Source organism: Klebsiella sp. CN_Kp113 (assembly GCF_040064585.1).
Classification (GTDB): domain Bacteria; phylum Pseudomonadota; class Gammaproteobacteria; order Enterobacterales; family Enterobacteriaceae; genus Klebsiella; species Klebsiella michiganensis.
Genome location: NZ_JBEAID010000026.1, coordinates 1 through 14381, shown reverse-complemented (window position 1 = coordinate 14381; position 14381 = coordinate 1). Strand labels below are relative to the sequence as shown.

Annotated in this window: 14 protein-coding genes and 1 pseudogene; 7 read left to right on the top strand and 8 right to left on the bottom strand. The window is 54.5% G+C overall.

Going from position 1 to position 14381, the window contains the following annotated elements:
* The first annotated feature begins 5 nt into the window (after positions 1–5).
* Both ABLV30_RS17880 and hpxK read left to right on the top strand, forming a co-directional pair.
* Positions 6–1247, top strand: a complete 1242-nt coding sequence (locus tag ABLV30_RS17880; protein WP_257198582.1) for an alanine--glyoxylate aminotransferase family protein — start codon at positions 6–8, stop codon at positions 1245–1247.
* Complete coding sequence (gene hpxK / locus ABLV30_RS17875) at positions 1244–2506, top strand: allantoate amidohydrolase (protein ID WP_049101184.1); 1263 nt, start codon at positions 1244–1246, stop codon at positions 2504–2506. The genes ABLV30_RS17880 and hpxK overlap by 4 nt, the downstream gene beginning before the upstream one ends.
* Positions 2507–2570: 64 nt before the next feature.
* Here the strand turns inward: hpxK and ABLV30_RS17870 are convergent, their stop codons facing one another.
* Positions 2571–4280, bottom strand: coding sequence for a pectate lyase (locus ABLV30_RS17870; protein WP_064405528.1), 1710 nt, complete (start codon positions 4278–4280; stop codon positions 2571–2573).
* Positions 4281–4348: 68 nt separating this feature from the next.
* Positions 4349–5050, bottom strand: a complete 702-nt coding sequence (locus tag ABLV30_RS17865; protein WP_025106232.1) for an oligogalacturonate-specific porin KdgM family protein — start codon at positions 5048–5050, stop codon at positions 4349–4351.
* A 691-nt stretch (positions 5051–5741) separates the two neighbouring features.
* Here ABLV30_RS17865 and ABLV30_RS17860 point away from each other — a divergent pair.
* Positions 5742–6278, top strand: a complete 537-nt coding sequence (locus ABLV30_RS17860; protein WP_025106233.1) for a LuxR C-terminal-related transcriptional regulator — start codon at positions 5742–5744, stop codon at positions 6276–6278.
* 76 nt (positions 6279–6354) lie between these two features.
* Entirely contained in the window at positions 6355–6669 is a 315-nt protein-coding gene (locus tag ABLV30_RS17855; RefSeq protein ID WP_014228778.1) for a chorismate mutase, read from the top strand.
* 70 nt (positions 6670–6739) lie between these two features.
* Here ABLV30_RS17855 and ABLV30_RS17850 read toward each other — a convergent pair whose 3' ends face one another.
* Complete coding sequence (locus tag ABLV30_RS17850; protein WP_077254595.1) at positions 6740–7219, bottom strand: DUF2938 family protein; 480 nt, start codon at positions 7217–7219, stop codon at positions 6740–6742.
* 83 nt (positions 7220–7302) lie between these two features.
* Between ABLV30_RS17850 and ABLV30_RS17845 the strand changes: the two genes are divergently transcribed.
* Entirely contained in the window at positions 7303–7701 is a 399-nt protein-coding gene (locus ABLV30_RS17845; RefSeq protein ID WP_025106236.1) for a MerR family transcriptional regulator, read from the top strand.
* Positions 7702–7855: 154 nt separating this feature from the next.
* Here ABLV30_RS17845 and ABLV30_RS17840 read toward each other — a convergent pair whose 3' ends face one another.
* The 4 genes and pseudogenes from ABLV30_RS17840 to ABLV30_RS17825 all read right to left on the bottom strand — a co-directional run bounded on the left by ABLV30_RS17840 (position 7856) and on the right by ABLV30_RS17825 (position 10155).
* The gene (locus ABLV30_RS17840) at positions 7856–8920 is read right to left on the bottom strand and encodes a hypothetical protein (RefSeq protein ID WP_265800587.1); all 1065 of its coding nucleotides are present in this window, start codon (positions 8918–8920) and stop codon (positions 7856–7858) included.
* Between the two features lie 48 nt (positions 8921–8968).
* Positions 8969–9547 carry a hypothetical protein gene (locus ABLV30_RS17835; RefSeq protein WP_025106238.1) on the bottom strand — a complete coding sequence of 193 codons (579 nt, stop codon included), beginning with the start codon at positions 9545–9547 and terminating at the stop codon, positions 8969–8971.
* Positions 9548–9876: 329 nt separating this feature from the next.
* Positions 9877–9993 carry a hypothetical protein gene (locus tag ABLV30_RS17830; protein WP_239659190.1) on the bottom strand — a complete coding sequence of 39 codons (117 nt, stop codon included), beginning with the start codon at positions 9991–9993 and terminating at the stop codon, positions 9877–9879.
* A pseudogene (locus tag ABLV30_RS17825) lies at positions 9951–10155 on the bottom strand (hypothetical protein). Before ABLV30_RS17825 ends, ABLV30_RS17830 begins: the two are co-directional and overlap by 43 nt.
* A gap of 1209 nt (positions 10156–11364) precedes the next feature.
* On the opposite strand from ABLV30_RS17825, the gene ABLV30_RS17820 reads away from it, so the two are divergent.
* The gene (locus tag ABLV30_RS17820; RefSeq protein ID WP_025106240.1) at positions 11365–12267 is read left to right on the top strand and encodes a GGDEF domain-containing protein; all 903 of its coding nucleotides are present in this window, start codon (positions 11365–11367) and stop codon (positions 12265–12267) included.
* 1 nt (position 12268) lies between these two features.
* Here ABLV30_RS17820 and ABLV30_RS17815 read toward each other — a convergent pair whose 3' ends face one another.
* On the bottom strand, positions 12269–13102 hold the full coding sequence (locus tag ABLV30_RS17815) for an AraC family transcriptional regulator (protein ID WP_025106241.1): 834 nt from the start codon (positions 13100–13102) through the stop codon (positions 12269–12271).
* 252 nt (positions 13103–13354) lie between these two features.
* Between ABLV30_RS17815 and ABLV30_RS17810 the strand changes: the two genes are divergently transcribed.
* Entirely contained in the window at positions 13355–14122 is a 768-nt protein-coding gene (locus tag ABLV30_RS17810; RefSeq protein ID WP_048263708.1) for a phytanoyl-CoA dioxygenase family protein, read from the top strand.
* The last annotated feature ends 259 nt before the right edge of the window (positions 14123–14381 follow it).

Sequence of the window (14381 nt, the reverse complement as noted above, 5' to 3'; positions counted from 1 at the left end):
TAAAGATGGATATCACTCAGTTTCCGCAACTCAATCCGCCGTCGCGCCTGCTGATGGGGCCCGGCCCGATTAACGCCGACCCGCGCGTGCTGCGCGCCATGTCGAGCCAGCTGATCGGCCAGTACGACCCGGCGATGACCCACTATATGAACGAAGTGATGGCGCTGTACCGCGGCGTATTTCGTACCGAAAACCGCTGGACGATGCTGGTGGACGGAACCTCAAGGGCCGGGATTGAGGCGATCCTCGTTTCGGCTATTCGGCCGGGGGACAAGGTGCTGGTGCCGGTGTTTGGCCGCTTCGGCCATCTGCTGTGCGAAATCGCCCGCCGCTGCCGGGCGGAAGTGCACACCATTGAAGTACCCTGGGGTGAGGTGTTTGCCCCGGACCAGGTGGAGGATGCCATCAAACGTATTCGTCCGCGCCTGCTGCTGACGGTGCAGGGCGACACCTCCACCACGATGCTGCAGCCGCTGGCGGATCTGGGGGATATCTGCCGCCGCTATGACGTACTGTTTTACACCGACGCCACCGCCTCGCTGGGCGGCAACCCGCTGGAAACCGACGCCTGGGGGCTGGATGCGGTCTCGGCCGGGATGCAGAAGTGCCTCGGCGGCCCGTCCGGCACCTCGCCGATTACCCTCAGCGCGCGCATGGAAGAGGCGATTCGCCGCCGCAAATGCGTGGAAGAGGGGATTCGCACCGATGCCCACCGCGACGGCGACGAGGAGATGATCTACTCCAACTATTTCGATCTCGGCATGGTGATGGACTACTGGGGGCCGGAGCGCCTTAACCATCATACCGAGGCCACTACCGCGCTGTTCGGCGCCCGCGAATGCGCACGGCTGATCCTCCAGGAGGGGCTGGATAACGGCATTGCCCGCCATAAGCTGCACGGCGACGCGCTGGTCAAAGGCATTCAGGCGATGGGGCTGGAGACCTTCGGCGACCTGAAACATAAGATGAACAACGTGCTTGGCGTCGTTATCCCGCAGGGTATCAACGGCGACCAGGCGCGCAAGCTGATGTTGGAAGATTTCGGTATTGAAATCGGTACCTCGTTCGGCCCGCTGCACGGCAAAGTGTGGCGGATCGGCACCATGGGCTACAACGCGCGTAAAGACTGCGTGATGACCACGCTCAGCGCGCTGGAGTCGGTGCTGAACTATCTCAAATTCCCCACCACTCAGGGCGCGGCGATGCAGGCCGCGTGGGATCACTATCGCAGCGAGAGCGCCCAATGAGTCCAGCACAACGCCAGCAGGCGGAAATGCAGCAGGCCGCGGCGCGGGTGATGGCCCGCGCCGATGAGCTGGCCGCGATCAGCGAAACGCCGGATGCCCTGACTCGGGTTTATCTCTCCCCACAGCATCTCGAGGCCAACCAGCGGGCGGCGCGGTGGATGACCCAGGCCGGAATGACCGTCTGGCAGGACAGCGTCGGCAATATTTGCGGCCGCTACGAGGGAGAGCAGGAGGGAGCGCCCGCCATCCTGCTGGGGTCGCACCTTGATACGGTGCGCAACGCCGGGCGTTACGACGGGATGCTCGGCGTACTCACGGCGATCGAAGTGGTGCACGGTCTGCATCAACAGGGGCGGAGGCTGAAACAGGCCATCGAGATTGTCGGCTTTTGCGATGAAGAGGGGACGCGATTCGGTATTACGCTGCTCGGCAGCCGCGGGATAACCGGTACCTGGCCCGAGAGCTGGCTGGCGCAGACCGATGCCGACGGCGTCAGCGTGGCGCAGGCGATGGTGCTGGCCGGGCTGGATCCGGCGCGCATTCATCTTGCCGCCCGCCGCCCGGAGGAGATTGCCGCCTACCTGGAACTGCATATCGAGCAGGGGCCGTGCCTCGAGCAGGAAGGGCTGGCGCTGGGGGTGGTCGAGGCGATCAACGGCGCGCGTCGCCTGAACTGCCGCTTTACCGGCGAGGCGGGACACGCCGGGACCGTGCCGATGAGTCATCGGAAAGATGCGCTGGCCGCCGCCGCCGAGTGGATGGTGCGGGTAGAGACCCTGACCCGCGAGCAGGGCGGAAACCGGGTCGCCACGGTGGGTACGCTGCGCTGCGCGCCCGGCGCGGTTAACGTGATACCCGGCGACGTTACGCTGACCCTGGATATTCGCGGGCCGCACGACCAGCCGCTGGATGCGCTGCTGGATACGCTGCTGAAGGAGGCGCAGGCCATTGCCTCTCGTCGCCAGCTGCGGTTCAGTGCCGAAGAGTTTTACCGTATTGCCGCCACCGCCTGCGATAGCGGATTGCAGCAGGTATTGAGCGAGGCGGTGCAGGCGGTGCAGGGGCGTTCGTTGACGCTGCCGAGCGGCGCCGGGCATGATGCCATCGCCATTGCCGAACGCTGGCCGTCAGCGATGCTATTTGTGCGCTGCAAAGGCGGCATCAGCCATCATCCCGCCGAGTCGGTCACCGCCGACGATGTGGCGCTGGCGATAGCGGCCTATTCGCGCGCGGTGTCGGCGCTGGATGCCGGGAAGTAGCGGCTATCGTTTCGCTTCTGGTAAACCGGGCATAGCGCAACCCCCACCACGGTGGGGGCCTGTTTTATCTTTTGCCGTTCGGTTTAAGCTGTTCGCCGGGTCTGAGCCTGAACAGCTCGTCATCTCGGGTGGAGTAGCGAACCGTCCCGTCAGCCAGCCGATAAGCACCCTCGGTGAATCCCGCGCCGTTCAGGAACGGCGCCACCGCGTCCGGCGTGTTGCGGAAGGCGGCTTCCAGGGCGAGAAGCGCATAGGGGGCAATACTATCGATACTGGCATATTCGGCCTCAGGGTCATCGACAAAAAAGCCGTTGAGGCGCTGCTTGTTGATGATGTTCGCGCCGATGCGATCCGCCAGCGTCAAATAGTCCTGCTGCCCGGTGGCCTGCCACAGGTCGATAAGCGCGAAAATCGCATACGGCTGATGGTTCTCCGTTTGGCTATTCAGCCTGCGGTTCGCGCCGCCGGGTTCACCGATATCGCCTAAACCCTGGCCTTTCGCGATGCCGCGGGCGACTTTCCAGATGGCACGATCCGGTTCAAGCGTCCAGGCGCGGGCGTAGGAGAGAAGAAATTCATTTCCCGCCGGATAGGCTTTGAGCACCGTGCCTTTTTTCCCATAATAGCCATCGCGTTTTAACGCATAGCCGGAGAGATCCGTGCCGTTGGCCAGCATCGGGCGGAAGGTATTGTTCTGCTCATCGTAAGCGTAGGTCGCGAAGGCCTTGAGGCCATCAAGGGTCCATTTTTTGAGATCGTCACCGTCTTTGCCGAGCGATTTTGCCAGGGCAAGCTGCATCAGCGCATTTTCTGAGTAGAGCGTGCTGGTCCGGCCCTTCAGCAGCATATTGCCCTCCAGCGCATCCGGGCCCAGTTCGGGGCCAAACTGACGCTGCGCGCGGTCGCCGTATTTCGAATGCGTGTCGCTGTCATCGGTGGTGTCGGCGCGTTTTAGCGGTTGGGTAAACTGGTAGACGCCCAGCCCGGTCTTCTTATCTCGCGGCAGAACGTACTGTTCGGCCAGACGCTTCGCCCACGTCAGCGCGCCAGCGTCACCATCGTATTGATAGAGCAGCGATGCGGAGTAGATAAGGTCGTTGCCGGCATTGAGAAAGCTCAGGCCTTTGGTGGCGAAAAAGGGTGGCTGTTGGACAAAATCACTTTGCCAGAGCGCGCCCATCGCTTTGCCGTACTCCCCGTGACGGCTGGTTTCCAGCGTTTTCCAGTCGTAAACATGGGCGTTCCAGAAAGCCTTGATAAAGCGCGCGGTGGCCTTGTCATCGACGGCAAACATCATGTCGTAATAGGGATACGCGTTCTTAAGTTCATGGACCATCTCCTTTTCGCTCGGGCCTTGAGGCTGCAGCGTTTTCAAATCAACAAAGCGATGGCCTCCCCACAGCAGTAGCCCGCTGGCGTCCTGATAGTGGTCAAAGTAGTAGCGAATATTCTCCGCGACCCGCTGCTTATATTTTGCTTCGCCGGTCAGGTTGCTTAACCCTACCAGCACCCGCATCAAGTTTTGCTGGGCCGAGAAGTTCGACAGCACGGTCACTTTACCGTCCGGAAAAACCCATTCCATTTGCTTGCCGGTGCGAGGATCCACGCCATTGGCCAGCAGAGGAGAGTGATGGCCGTACCGATCTCCCGCTTTATCCAGCACGACGTCAGCGAACTGCTTTACGCTGCTCAGGCGCGCGTTCTCCTGGGCGCCAGCACTCAGTGAGAAGAGACTCAGAGCGCCCAATGCCAGGGTGATTTTTGCAATCTTCATTATTATCCTCTTAATGAAAATAAGGGTTTAATAAAACCCTTATTTATTATCTGGCTGACAGGAAGTTATCAGAAGGAGTATTTCACACCAACGCGATAACGCGTTTGGCGTTCATCGGTGGCTTTACTGCCGGAAACGTTGCCGATGGCCATATAAGGAGACCAGTTTTTATCAAATTTATAGGTTAGCTTAAAATCATGGGTCCAGTCATAGCTTTCGTTATCCGCTAAAATAACCCCGGCGGAGTTGGCTTTTTTATAGTCCAGTTCATAATCGAGCTGATAATCTTTGAGGAATTTCCAGGAAAGAACGCTGGTCAGATTATAGCCGTTCTCCGAGGTGTCTTTAGACGTGCCGATATTGCCTGAATTGCGCTTGTAGTAAGGTCGGTAGCGCAATGAGGCGCTGACATCGTCGGTCAGATTCGCTTTACCGCGCAGGTAGGGACGATAGTTGTTTGAGGACGAACTGGTATCCAGAGAGAAGCCGGGCTCAATCTGGAAGGTTTTATTTATTTTATGCACATAGCTCGCCACCACTTCGGTGCCGTTACTCACGGTTTCATCATAGGCTTTATTTTTATCCTGTGAACCTTTCCATTTCCCTTCCAGCGACAGGCCAAAGCCATTGGCAAAACGGTGAGACATCAGCAGTCTGTCTTTATGATTATTGCCGGCTTTGTCATTGGTTTCATGACGATAATCAAATGTCACCGCGTGGGCAGCAATACTGATAAAAGGGATCGTGACTAATAATAAAGAACGAAACATAGGGTGCCTCTACTTTTTTATTTTCCAAAGGTACAAGAAATTACCTGCCGTAAAGCAGGCAGAACGATACAAATGAAATTATTAGATGGTAGTGTGGTGCCGGGTGCCTCCCGGTGAATCAGGCGCTGACTTCCTGATTCGTCTATAAAAACGAAACGTCGATGAGGGTATTCCTCAATTCAGCATGACCCCGCCGCTTAGGGGGATTCACCACACATTATTCTTTATTCCCTGATGATGACAAATTCGCACTGCTTGTGATTTTATTGAAAATAACTTTTACACAAAATGAAATGATGTTTTGAGATCGAGATCTGAATATTAAAAATAGAGGGTAAATATTTTTTATGTCATTTATAAAGATAATCCTAATAATTTATTATTCTTTTAAATCAATAGATTGAGTGGTTTCTTTGGGTTTGTTTTGCGTTTTTATTTGCGAATATAAGGATTTTTTGTGAATTGACGGTAATCTTATTCCTATATTTTTAAGCGCTCAATTTGTTAAAACTTAAAAATACTTCGATGGTTTCAATGGTTAAACCGAAGCCAGTACTGCCAATCCCTTTAAGCTAAACGAAAGCTAAACGGAAAAGAGGGCGGTATTGATCTGCCAGACTGACGACATAACACTCTCAGAAAAGCGTCCATATGGAAGGATAATAAAAGACGGTAACCTCGGGACTTCAAGATGACTATTCATGGAAAGGATCGTGTATTTATTTCTGGCGTAGAGAATATAGTGCAGGAGCTGAGCGATGGCGCGGATGCGGGGTTAAGCAACTGCGTGTATGTCACCTGCGGGATGGATATCCAGGAGATATATACTTTGTTCTTTCGCCATCCGCCGGAGCACTACGCCATCTTCATCACCTCTGAGCGCCATTTTGAGACCATCAACCGGCTGTTTCCGGGCCTGTTAAAGCTCTGTTTGTCAGAGAGGTTGACGGTCGAAGAGCTGCGTCAGGCGTTAAAAGTGATGGGCCTGTTATCGGCTCAGAACCAGAGCGTTGCTTATCTGCCCGATACGTTTAATTTTACCCATGCCGAGCAACAGATCATGAGGCTCAGTTTACGCGGCCATTCTCTGGATGATATTGCCCGTATCCGCGGGGTCAGCCCGTCCACGGTCAGCGTCCAGCGTACCCGGCTGATGAAGCGCATGGGAACCAAAAGCCTGCAGGAGCTCTGCTCCCTCTATGCGGCTATGCGTACCAGCGCTTTCTGAATAAACGCAGGGCTGGAATCTGGCGAAATTTGAGATATTATTCTGAGCCATTGTACTAGTTTAAAGGTTCAAAGTGATGACGTTTTCCACCCTTGCCGATGTCAGAAGCCAGATCGATTCGATTGATAGCGAACTGGTTAGCCTGATTGCTCAACGTGCTGAGTGCGTTAAAGCCGCTGCCGCATTCAAAACTGACCACTCCGCCGTTCGTGCTCCCGCGCGCGTGCAGCAGGTTATTGATCGGGTTCGCGAAAAGGCGGCTGCCGCAGGGTTACCCGAAGTGATTATTGAGAAAGTGTATCGGTCCATGATAGATGCATTCATTGAATATGAGCTTGAGCAACATAATCAGCTACAGCGGCAAAAAAGTAACGGTGTGTTGGGTGAGTGACCCACACGATATTCTCCTGGCGTGAAGGGTCAGTTAGCCTCATTCTGACCCCCGACGGGCTGCTAAGCTATTATCCCCACGCTCTGATAGCCAGTGCCGCGATATAGAGCCCGAATCCCCAGGCCAGATGTGTGAGCACGCTTAGCAAGCGAGCCAGCCACGGGCGAGGTGTTTGCGACGCCGCAATGCCGAAGCCCAATGCGGGCTGAAGAATTATGAACGGCGCAAATAACGTTAACCCGCCTGCCAGCAGGCCTCCCGTAAGCGAGGGGGCATCCAGCCAGACGGCGCCGTACAGTACCAGAGGGACAAAAGCAAAAACGATCCCGGTCAGGTAGTGAAATACCCAGCCGGTAAGCCTCTCCCCAGCGATTTCCGGCGTTGAGACGATGGTGCGATGGCAAAGCTTTCCTCTGGATAGCCATAATATCCAGCGACCGACCAGGGCATAGTTCAGCGGCGGTATCTTGAGGAGGTCTTTTTGACACCATGACCACAAATCCATAATCAGCGTCGCGCCAATACCCGTTATGACAGTTTTAACAACAATAATCGTATCCAGGGTGTACTCCTTTTCCAATCAATGACAGGCTGGTAGCCAGTGTGCAACTTAAAGCGAGGTTTAAGTCAACGATGAAAGCGCTGGATATCCGACAAATTGCCGACCTCTCAGGCGTTACCCCCTCAGCCTTGCGGTATTACGAAAAAAAGGGGTTAATTCAGCCTGTTGGCCGTAATGGTTTACGAAGGCAGTATCATGAAAATGTGCTCAATAAGCTGCAGCTCATTGTGCTGGGGCAGGCGGCAGGGTTCTCTCTGGATGAACTTGCCGCGATGTTTGGTACCGCATCAGCGTTAGCGATAGACCGGGCGCAGCTACACCAGCGCGCACAAGAGATTGACGCCACCATTCGCAGGCTGCGGCTGTTAAGCCGCGGGCTGAAGCACGCTGCGCGCTGCACGCAGCCGGAGCATAGGCATTGTGAAGAGTTTAAAAGGATTGTCGCGAGAGGGCTGAGGCTGGTCAGCTAACGAGAATGAGCGAGCCTACGGTTTTTCGCGACGCAGGCCGGAAACGCCGGGAGGCCCGGAGACGGCACATCCCGGTCCGGGCTCCCCGGCCCGCGTTATCCCGAAAGCGATGCCGCGGTGGGATTCAGCGCGCGGTAAGTTTGACCCTGTGGTATCAGACTGGCCGCAAAAAGAATGTTGTGGGTGTTTTGCCATTTCCACTGGCTAGTCGTTGATGAGGGACTGGTTTTTGATTATCGGCAATGAGCATTATGTCGTTACCTTCGCATTCCAGAACCAGATAAATATGATCGTAACCGTGGTGCGCCGCGGGACCGCAGGTGGAGCCGACATCGCCGGGCCGTTGTTCACCCACAGAAATGACTTCCCATTGTCGTTTATCACGAAGATAGTTGCCCAACGCTAATGCCTGCGTAATATCGGGAACGGCAATCCCTCCGGCCTGTAACAGGTTGGCCAGGTTCAGGGCGCAACCATCATGCGGCCACTGCTCATGGGCTAATTTGAAAAGCTCAATCGCAGCGACGGCCTGAACGTTTTCATAACGAACCGGCGTTTTGGCAATATTGACTACGTTGCGCATTTTTTCTTTGTCGCTCAGCGGCGCGATGCTATCGGCAAACATCACAGGAGGCGTATGTAGCGTAACAAATGTCTGGAATTCCTCCACGGCATCACGTCGCACGTGAGAAATAACCATCGCGGGGTATACGATGGTACCGCACCAGCTGGTGCTGAAACGCAACAATCGGGCACAATACTCTATCGCCAGCGGGTGGTCTGTTTTCATTTTTGTAATGAAATTTTCAGCTGTATCAATGTCATGCTGTTTGGCAAAATTACGGAGTTCCGCCTTTCCATTGCCGATACTGTCAAATGACACCTGAAACGCCCCGGTTTCTTCGCTTTCGATATGAGCCTGTGAACGAGCGTTTTTGGAATCAACGCCGGCATCCCAGCGCCAGTCTGATTCAAACCCCGCCTGAACGCGAAGCACTTCACACATGACGGCTTTACGGTGTAAAAGGCTGGTGTAGGGCCCCAGAGCCCCTTTCATTACGGCATAGATATCATGAAGCTTATTTTCAGCAAAAACCTCATCAGGTAAAGCATTTAAAGTATCGACTAGCTGTTCTAAAAACGCTATCGGTGGACGACCATGCTGCGTGCTGACGGGATAGCGAGTCGCGATGAATATACGCTTGTTGCTAGTATCCATAAAACTCTCCTTCATGACGGTGACGAATATTGAGATAGTGTCTTAGGTCTATTTACTCGAGGTTAAGCCCTGAAAGAGAGAAGAAACTTTATTTACCAGGTAAGGCGCAAATAATGTCATTCCGGCTATCAGGAATTTAATGATTTCACCCAGAGCATCAGGGTTGGATATTTTTCTATTGTGGCCAAAATCAAGTAGCAATAACGAGCCGAAGCCAATATACATAAACAAAATAACCAGCATGCCGATTAGCGCAATGAGCCGGCTCGAACTGGCTTTCATCTCTTTGACCAGAAGCGGTTTGCCCGCAACGTCATAAAGCGGTTTCTTTGTCACGGTATCAGTGCCGTCCGTGGTGGTTTTAACCTCTTCGGTAGCGGATAATTCAACGTCTTCCGAAAGCGCATCGGCTAAAGACCACGCTTCAGGAAGCGACTTGCGGATGACTAAAATAGAAAGCAAGGTACCAAAAATAACGATGAAAAATACAAGGTAAATTAAATATTTGTCGATGTTATCACCGCAGGGCTGCTCAGCCTGACAGGATACATCATTAGCGTGAACTGCGGCAGAGAGAAAAAACAAAACGATTGCCGATGCTGATGTGTGTCTTTTTAGCAAAAACATAAGTATATTCCTCACCAATATAAAGTTTATTTATATGTGGCATGCGAAGATAAAGATATATACGCGGATATTTCTACTGACTACAGGATACTCGCTTATTCCCGTTTGCTATGCCGATAAGATGATTTCTTTTTTCTGACCTCCACCGCCTCTCTTTAGCGGGTTTTATGAAAAGCCACAGGCAAGCCGGGTGCTGACGTGCTCTCCGGACCGGCTGGCAGCAAGCAAAAACCACGTGGTTTAATGATACGCGGCCCCGCGTATAGGGTTCAGTATAATGGTGGTCATGGCATCCACATTCATTCAAATGAATGAGCGAGCAAAATAAATCAGCGATAAATAGCCCTGATAATGAGCAGGAGCTCGGACTGATTGCGGGTATGCGTTTTTCGGTAAAGCGCACTCAGATGGGTTCTGACGGTGGTGATGGCGACGCCCAGATGCATGGCGCATTCATCCGCAGTCATCCCTCTGAGCAGCAGCTCTGCCACCGCATTTTCGGCGGGTTTGACATTAAACAGTTCCATGAGCGCGCTGCCGCTGAGGAAGGGTTCAGGGATGATAATGCAAGCCGTACCGGGAATGCTGGGGGACGGGATGACCAGAATCGGTTTTGGATACCGTCCGGCGGTGTAGCATAATCCTGCCCGCGGACGCGCCTCCGTCCGGGTGGCCTGTTCAATGGCATGCCGCAGTTTTTTGCTGTCCGTATTCAGGCTTAGGGTGTCAGCGCCGACAGACCAGATCGCTTTGTGGTTTGCGCGCTGGTAATGTTCGGCCTGGGTGCTGGCGTAAAGCATTTTCCCGGCGCGATCCACCAGCCAGACCGGGTAGATACCGTTATCCATAACGGCACTCTGATATTTAATCGTGTCACGAAGTTGTTCAAATCTGGCATGAAGCTGGCTGGCGGAAATTAACGCCGGGATGAGACGCCGGAACAGGTCAAATTGTACAGCCAGCGGATAGCTGGCTTCATTAGCCGTCATCAGTGATAAATACGTAGAATAACCGTTGACGGTACACAATTTAACGCTGGTCAGATAATTCAAATCATTAGGATGATGAAATTCATTATAATAAGCGCTGTTAGCAATAAATTTATCCCCTAAAAACTCCCTGTCCCTGTACATCTGCCCTACAGGTAACCCCGTCAATATTTTTTCGGCAGGATCTATTGCCAGAAAGATATCCCGATAGGCCGTAAAGACTTTTTCATCAAAGAGTAATGAATCCGTCATGAGATGCGCATTACCTTTGTCATAATAAAGCAATGCCGCGTACTGATGTCCTGTCAGTAACGATAGTTTCTGCAGCGCGGGTTTCCAGAACTGGGGATCCAGCGCCGCCATCAGAATAGTCTCCAGGATTTCTATATATAAGAGCTCCGGATCAATGGCCATAACGACACCTTATATTTAGCGTTTAACCGGCAGGACACGGCTGATGAGGCGGGTACTATCAGCATAGTTGTGGCAGATAAATAATGGCAATCCCGATTCAGCCAGTTGGTATGGAAATGCAAAAACGGCGCGGAACCCCTTATTTTACGATGGGCTTCCTGCGGTTTATGAAGTTTATCCCTGACCCCGGCGTGGCTTTGATGAATATTCTCCCATCGCCTGCTGATGCAACCCTCTGCTCCCAGACTCGCGCGCTTGCGCGAACCCGCTTCGATAACAATTTCATCTCATACAGAGCATGGGATAGGTGGAAGTCCGCGCCCGTCGCCCGGCATCGCACCTTTACAGTTCGCGCAAACGCTCTGCGCTGTTATGCTAAAAACCCGGCAAGCCGCGCTGTAATGAGACCTGACCATGCCCGAACGCGAAAAAAACATCCATATTCAACCCTCTTCCTCTATCTCTCGAACGCATATTCTTCCGGCAATGCTGGCGATCGTCGTCGTATCGAGCCTGTGCGCGTTCGTCTCGCCGCCGCTGGGGCCGTGGCGCGAAATTTTGACCAATCCAGGGATGTATATCGATCTGCTGGCGCTGCTATTTCTGCTGTTTATGCTCTGGAGTTCGACCAAGGTGCGGATGAACCACGTGGCGGTTAACTGGGTACGCTACGGCCTGCTGCTGTGGATTGCCGGGGGCACTTTCGATCTGATGGACGAAATATTCCACCAGCCGCGCTGGATGGGGTACTACTGCGAAGATCTGCTGCGCCTGTCCGGCATGCTGCTGAGCGCGGTCGGGGTCTACAAAATTATTGAGCGCATCAATCTCCTGTACGTCGACGCGCGTTCGCAATCGCTCAAGGATGAGCTGACCCAGCTGCCCAACCGTCGCTTTTTTATCGACACCATCCGCGAGAAGGAGGGGCGCAGGCTGGCGCTGATGATTGTGGATATCGACTACTTCAAGAAAATTAATGACACCTGGGGACATCTGGTGGGGGACGAAGTGCTGTTTGCCCTTGGCAAACAGCTGGCGAAGCTTACCAGCGATAAGGTGTTGCCCTCGAGGATTGGCGGAGAAGAGTTTGCCATTATTGTCGATGGCCTGTCGGCGCAGGAAGTGGATGAACTGGCGCAGTCGATTTTGCAAAACGCCCGCGCGATCTTGATCAACCACGATAACCCGCTGTCGATCAGCATTGGCGTCGGTCTGCGCCATAAAGACGAGCCGCAGAACCTGTTTATTAAAAAGGTCGATGACGCGCTCTATAAGGCGAAAAATAACGGCCGCGGACGGGTTGAATGGGCCGCGTGAACTATCCCTGCTGCGCGCTGCGGCAGTGGCGACGATATTCGGAAGGTGAGCGCTCGGTGTAGCGTTTAAACACCCGGCAGAAATAGTTGCTGTCGACAAAACCGCAGTTGTGGGCGATCTCTTTGACCTTGAGGTCGTAGCCGCGCAGCAGCTTTTTCGCCTTTTCCAGGCGGACGCTGGTGAGAAACTCATTAAAACCGACGGAGCCGGATTTCTGGAATATATGCGACAGGTAGTTGGGCGTAATATGAAAACGCTTCGCTACCGACTCGCGGGTCAGCGGCTGGGTGAGATGCTCTTCGAGATAATCCTGTACCGCCAGAAACAGATCGCGGCTGCGGCTGACGCGCATCTCCAGTCCGACCAGCTGCTCAAGGCAGTGGCTCAACAGGGCCGCGACCACCAGCCTGGCGGTTACCGGGTCCGGCTGCAGGCAGATTTCATTGAGCGACAGCAGCAGGTAGGAGCCCACGCGCGGTCCGAGGCGGGCGACGTTCTGCTTTTCCGTGCGCAGCTGCTTGCCGTCCCAGTGCTGAACGCAAAACCCGAGCTTCTGGCGACCAAACAGAATGCTTAACGTCGACGCCGGCGCGGTCCATTCCGGCAGCGTCCATTTACCCGCCTGGACGTAGAGCACCTGCGAGGCGGAGAGCATTGTCTCCGACAGCGGCAGCCCGCTCTCCTTAAGCTCGCCCTCAAGCACAATTTCCAGCCGCGGAAAGGGCACCTTAAACGCCAGCTCGGGCTCGGAGATATCCGGGTCGGGGAACCTGACGTGCAGATTATCTTTCTGATTTACTAAACGATTTAAAATATCCGCCAGATCGTCAATCATTCCGTATGCCTTAGAAGAGAGCAATTATCCTGTTGATTATAATCTATTTTATCTGCACAGGTTTGTTCTGTATCAGGCGGCTTCGCTAATGCCTGCCCTGCAGGAAGGGGGAAAAAGCTGGATTTTGATGGCCATCACACTTTTCCCTGCCGCGTACGCTCGTCCAGTTTTTCGTAGTTTTGCCCTCATGTATTCCCGCCCGCCGCCGATTAGAGTTTGTTTTGTGTTATCGATAAGTTAAGGAATATAAATATGGAACAACAATCTGCGGTTTATCTGGATGCGCTGGGGGCGAACGTTGCGCTGAGCCCGGCAATGAAACAGGAGCTGGATACCCTGGGCTACACCGTCGTGCATAACGTGGCGGACGCGGAGTGGCTGGCGGCGATGCGCGCGCTTATCGACGCCATCGTCGAGAGAGAGGGCGATAATCTGGCGATGGAGCACCACCAGGAAGCGACGGCAACCCGCATCGCTAACCTGATTAACAAAGGCGCGATTTGGGAAAAGGTCTGGTCCCATCCGCTGATTCTCTCCGCCTGTCGGCATGTTTTTCAGGGGGATTTTAAAGTCTCCAGCCTGAACGCGCGGGAAGCGTTGTTCAACGGCGGCCATCAGCCGCTGCATGCGGACTGGAAAAAGCCGCGTCACGATTTTCCGAAAGTGCATCTGGTAAATACCATCTGGGCTATCGATGATCTGAGCGCTGAAAACGGCGCGCCGCGCATTATTCCCGGCACCCATTTGCGTCCGGAGCTGCCGGAAGCGGTGCTGGATGACCCGGAGCTGGCGCATCCTGATGAGGTGGTGTTCGCCGCGCCGGCGGGCAGCGTGATGATTTATAACGCCCACGCCTGGCACGGCGGGACGCGCAACCGCGTCGGCAGCAGAAGGCGCGTGCTGCACGGCTTATATATCGACAGAGCGGATACCGCGCAGCAGGATCAGCAGCGCTGGCTGACGCCGGAAACCGCCAGCCGCCTGACGCCCGCGCAGAAATGGCTGCTGGGGGTGGCGTAAAAATCGCATGGAATTGTAGCCCCGGTAAGCGCAGCGCGACCGGGGGAAGTCTGAGCGGGCGCAGTGCTATTTCCCCGGGCCGCGGCTCAAGCGCCTTGCCCGGGCTACAAAACGGCAAACGGCGGTGAACCTGTAGCCCCGGTAAGCGCAGCGCGACCGGGGGAAGTCTGAGCAGGCGAAGTGCTACTTCCCCGGGCCGCGGCGCAAGCGCCTTGCCCGGGCTACAAAACGGCAAACGGCGGTGAACCTGTAGCCCCGG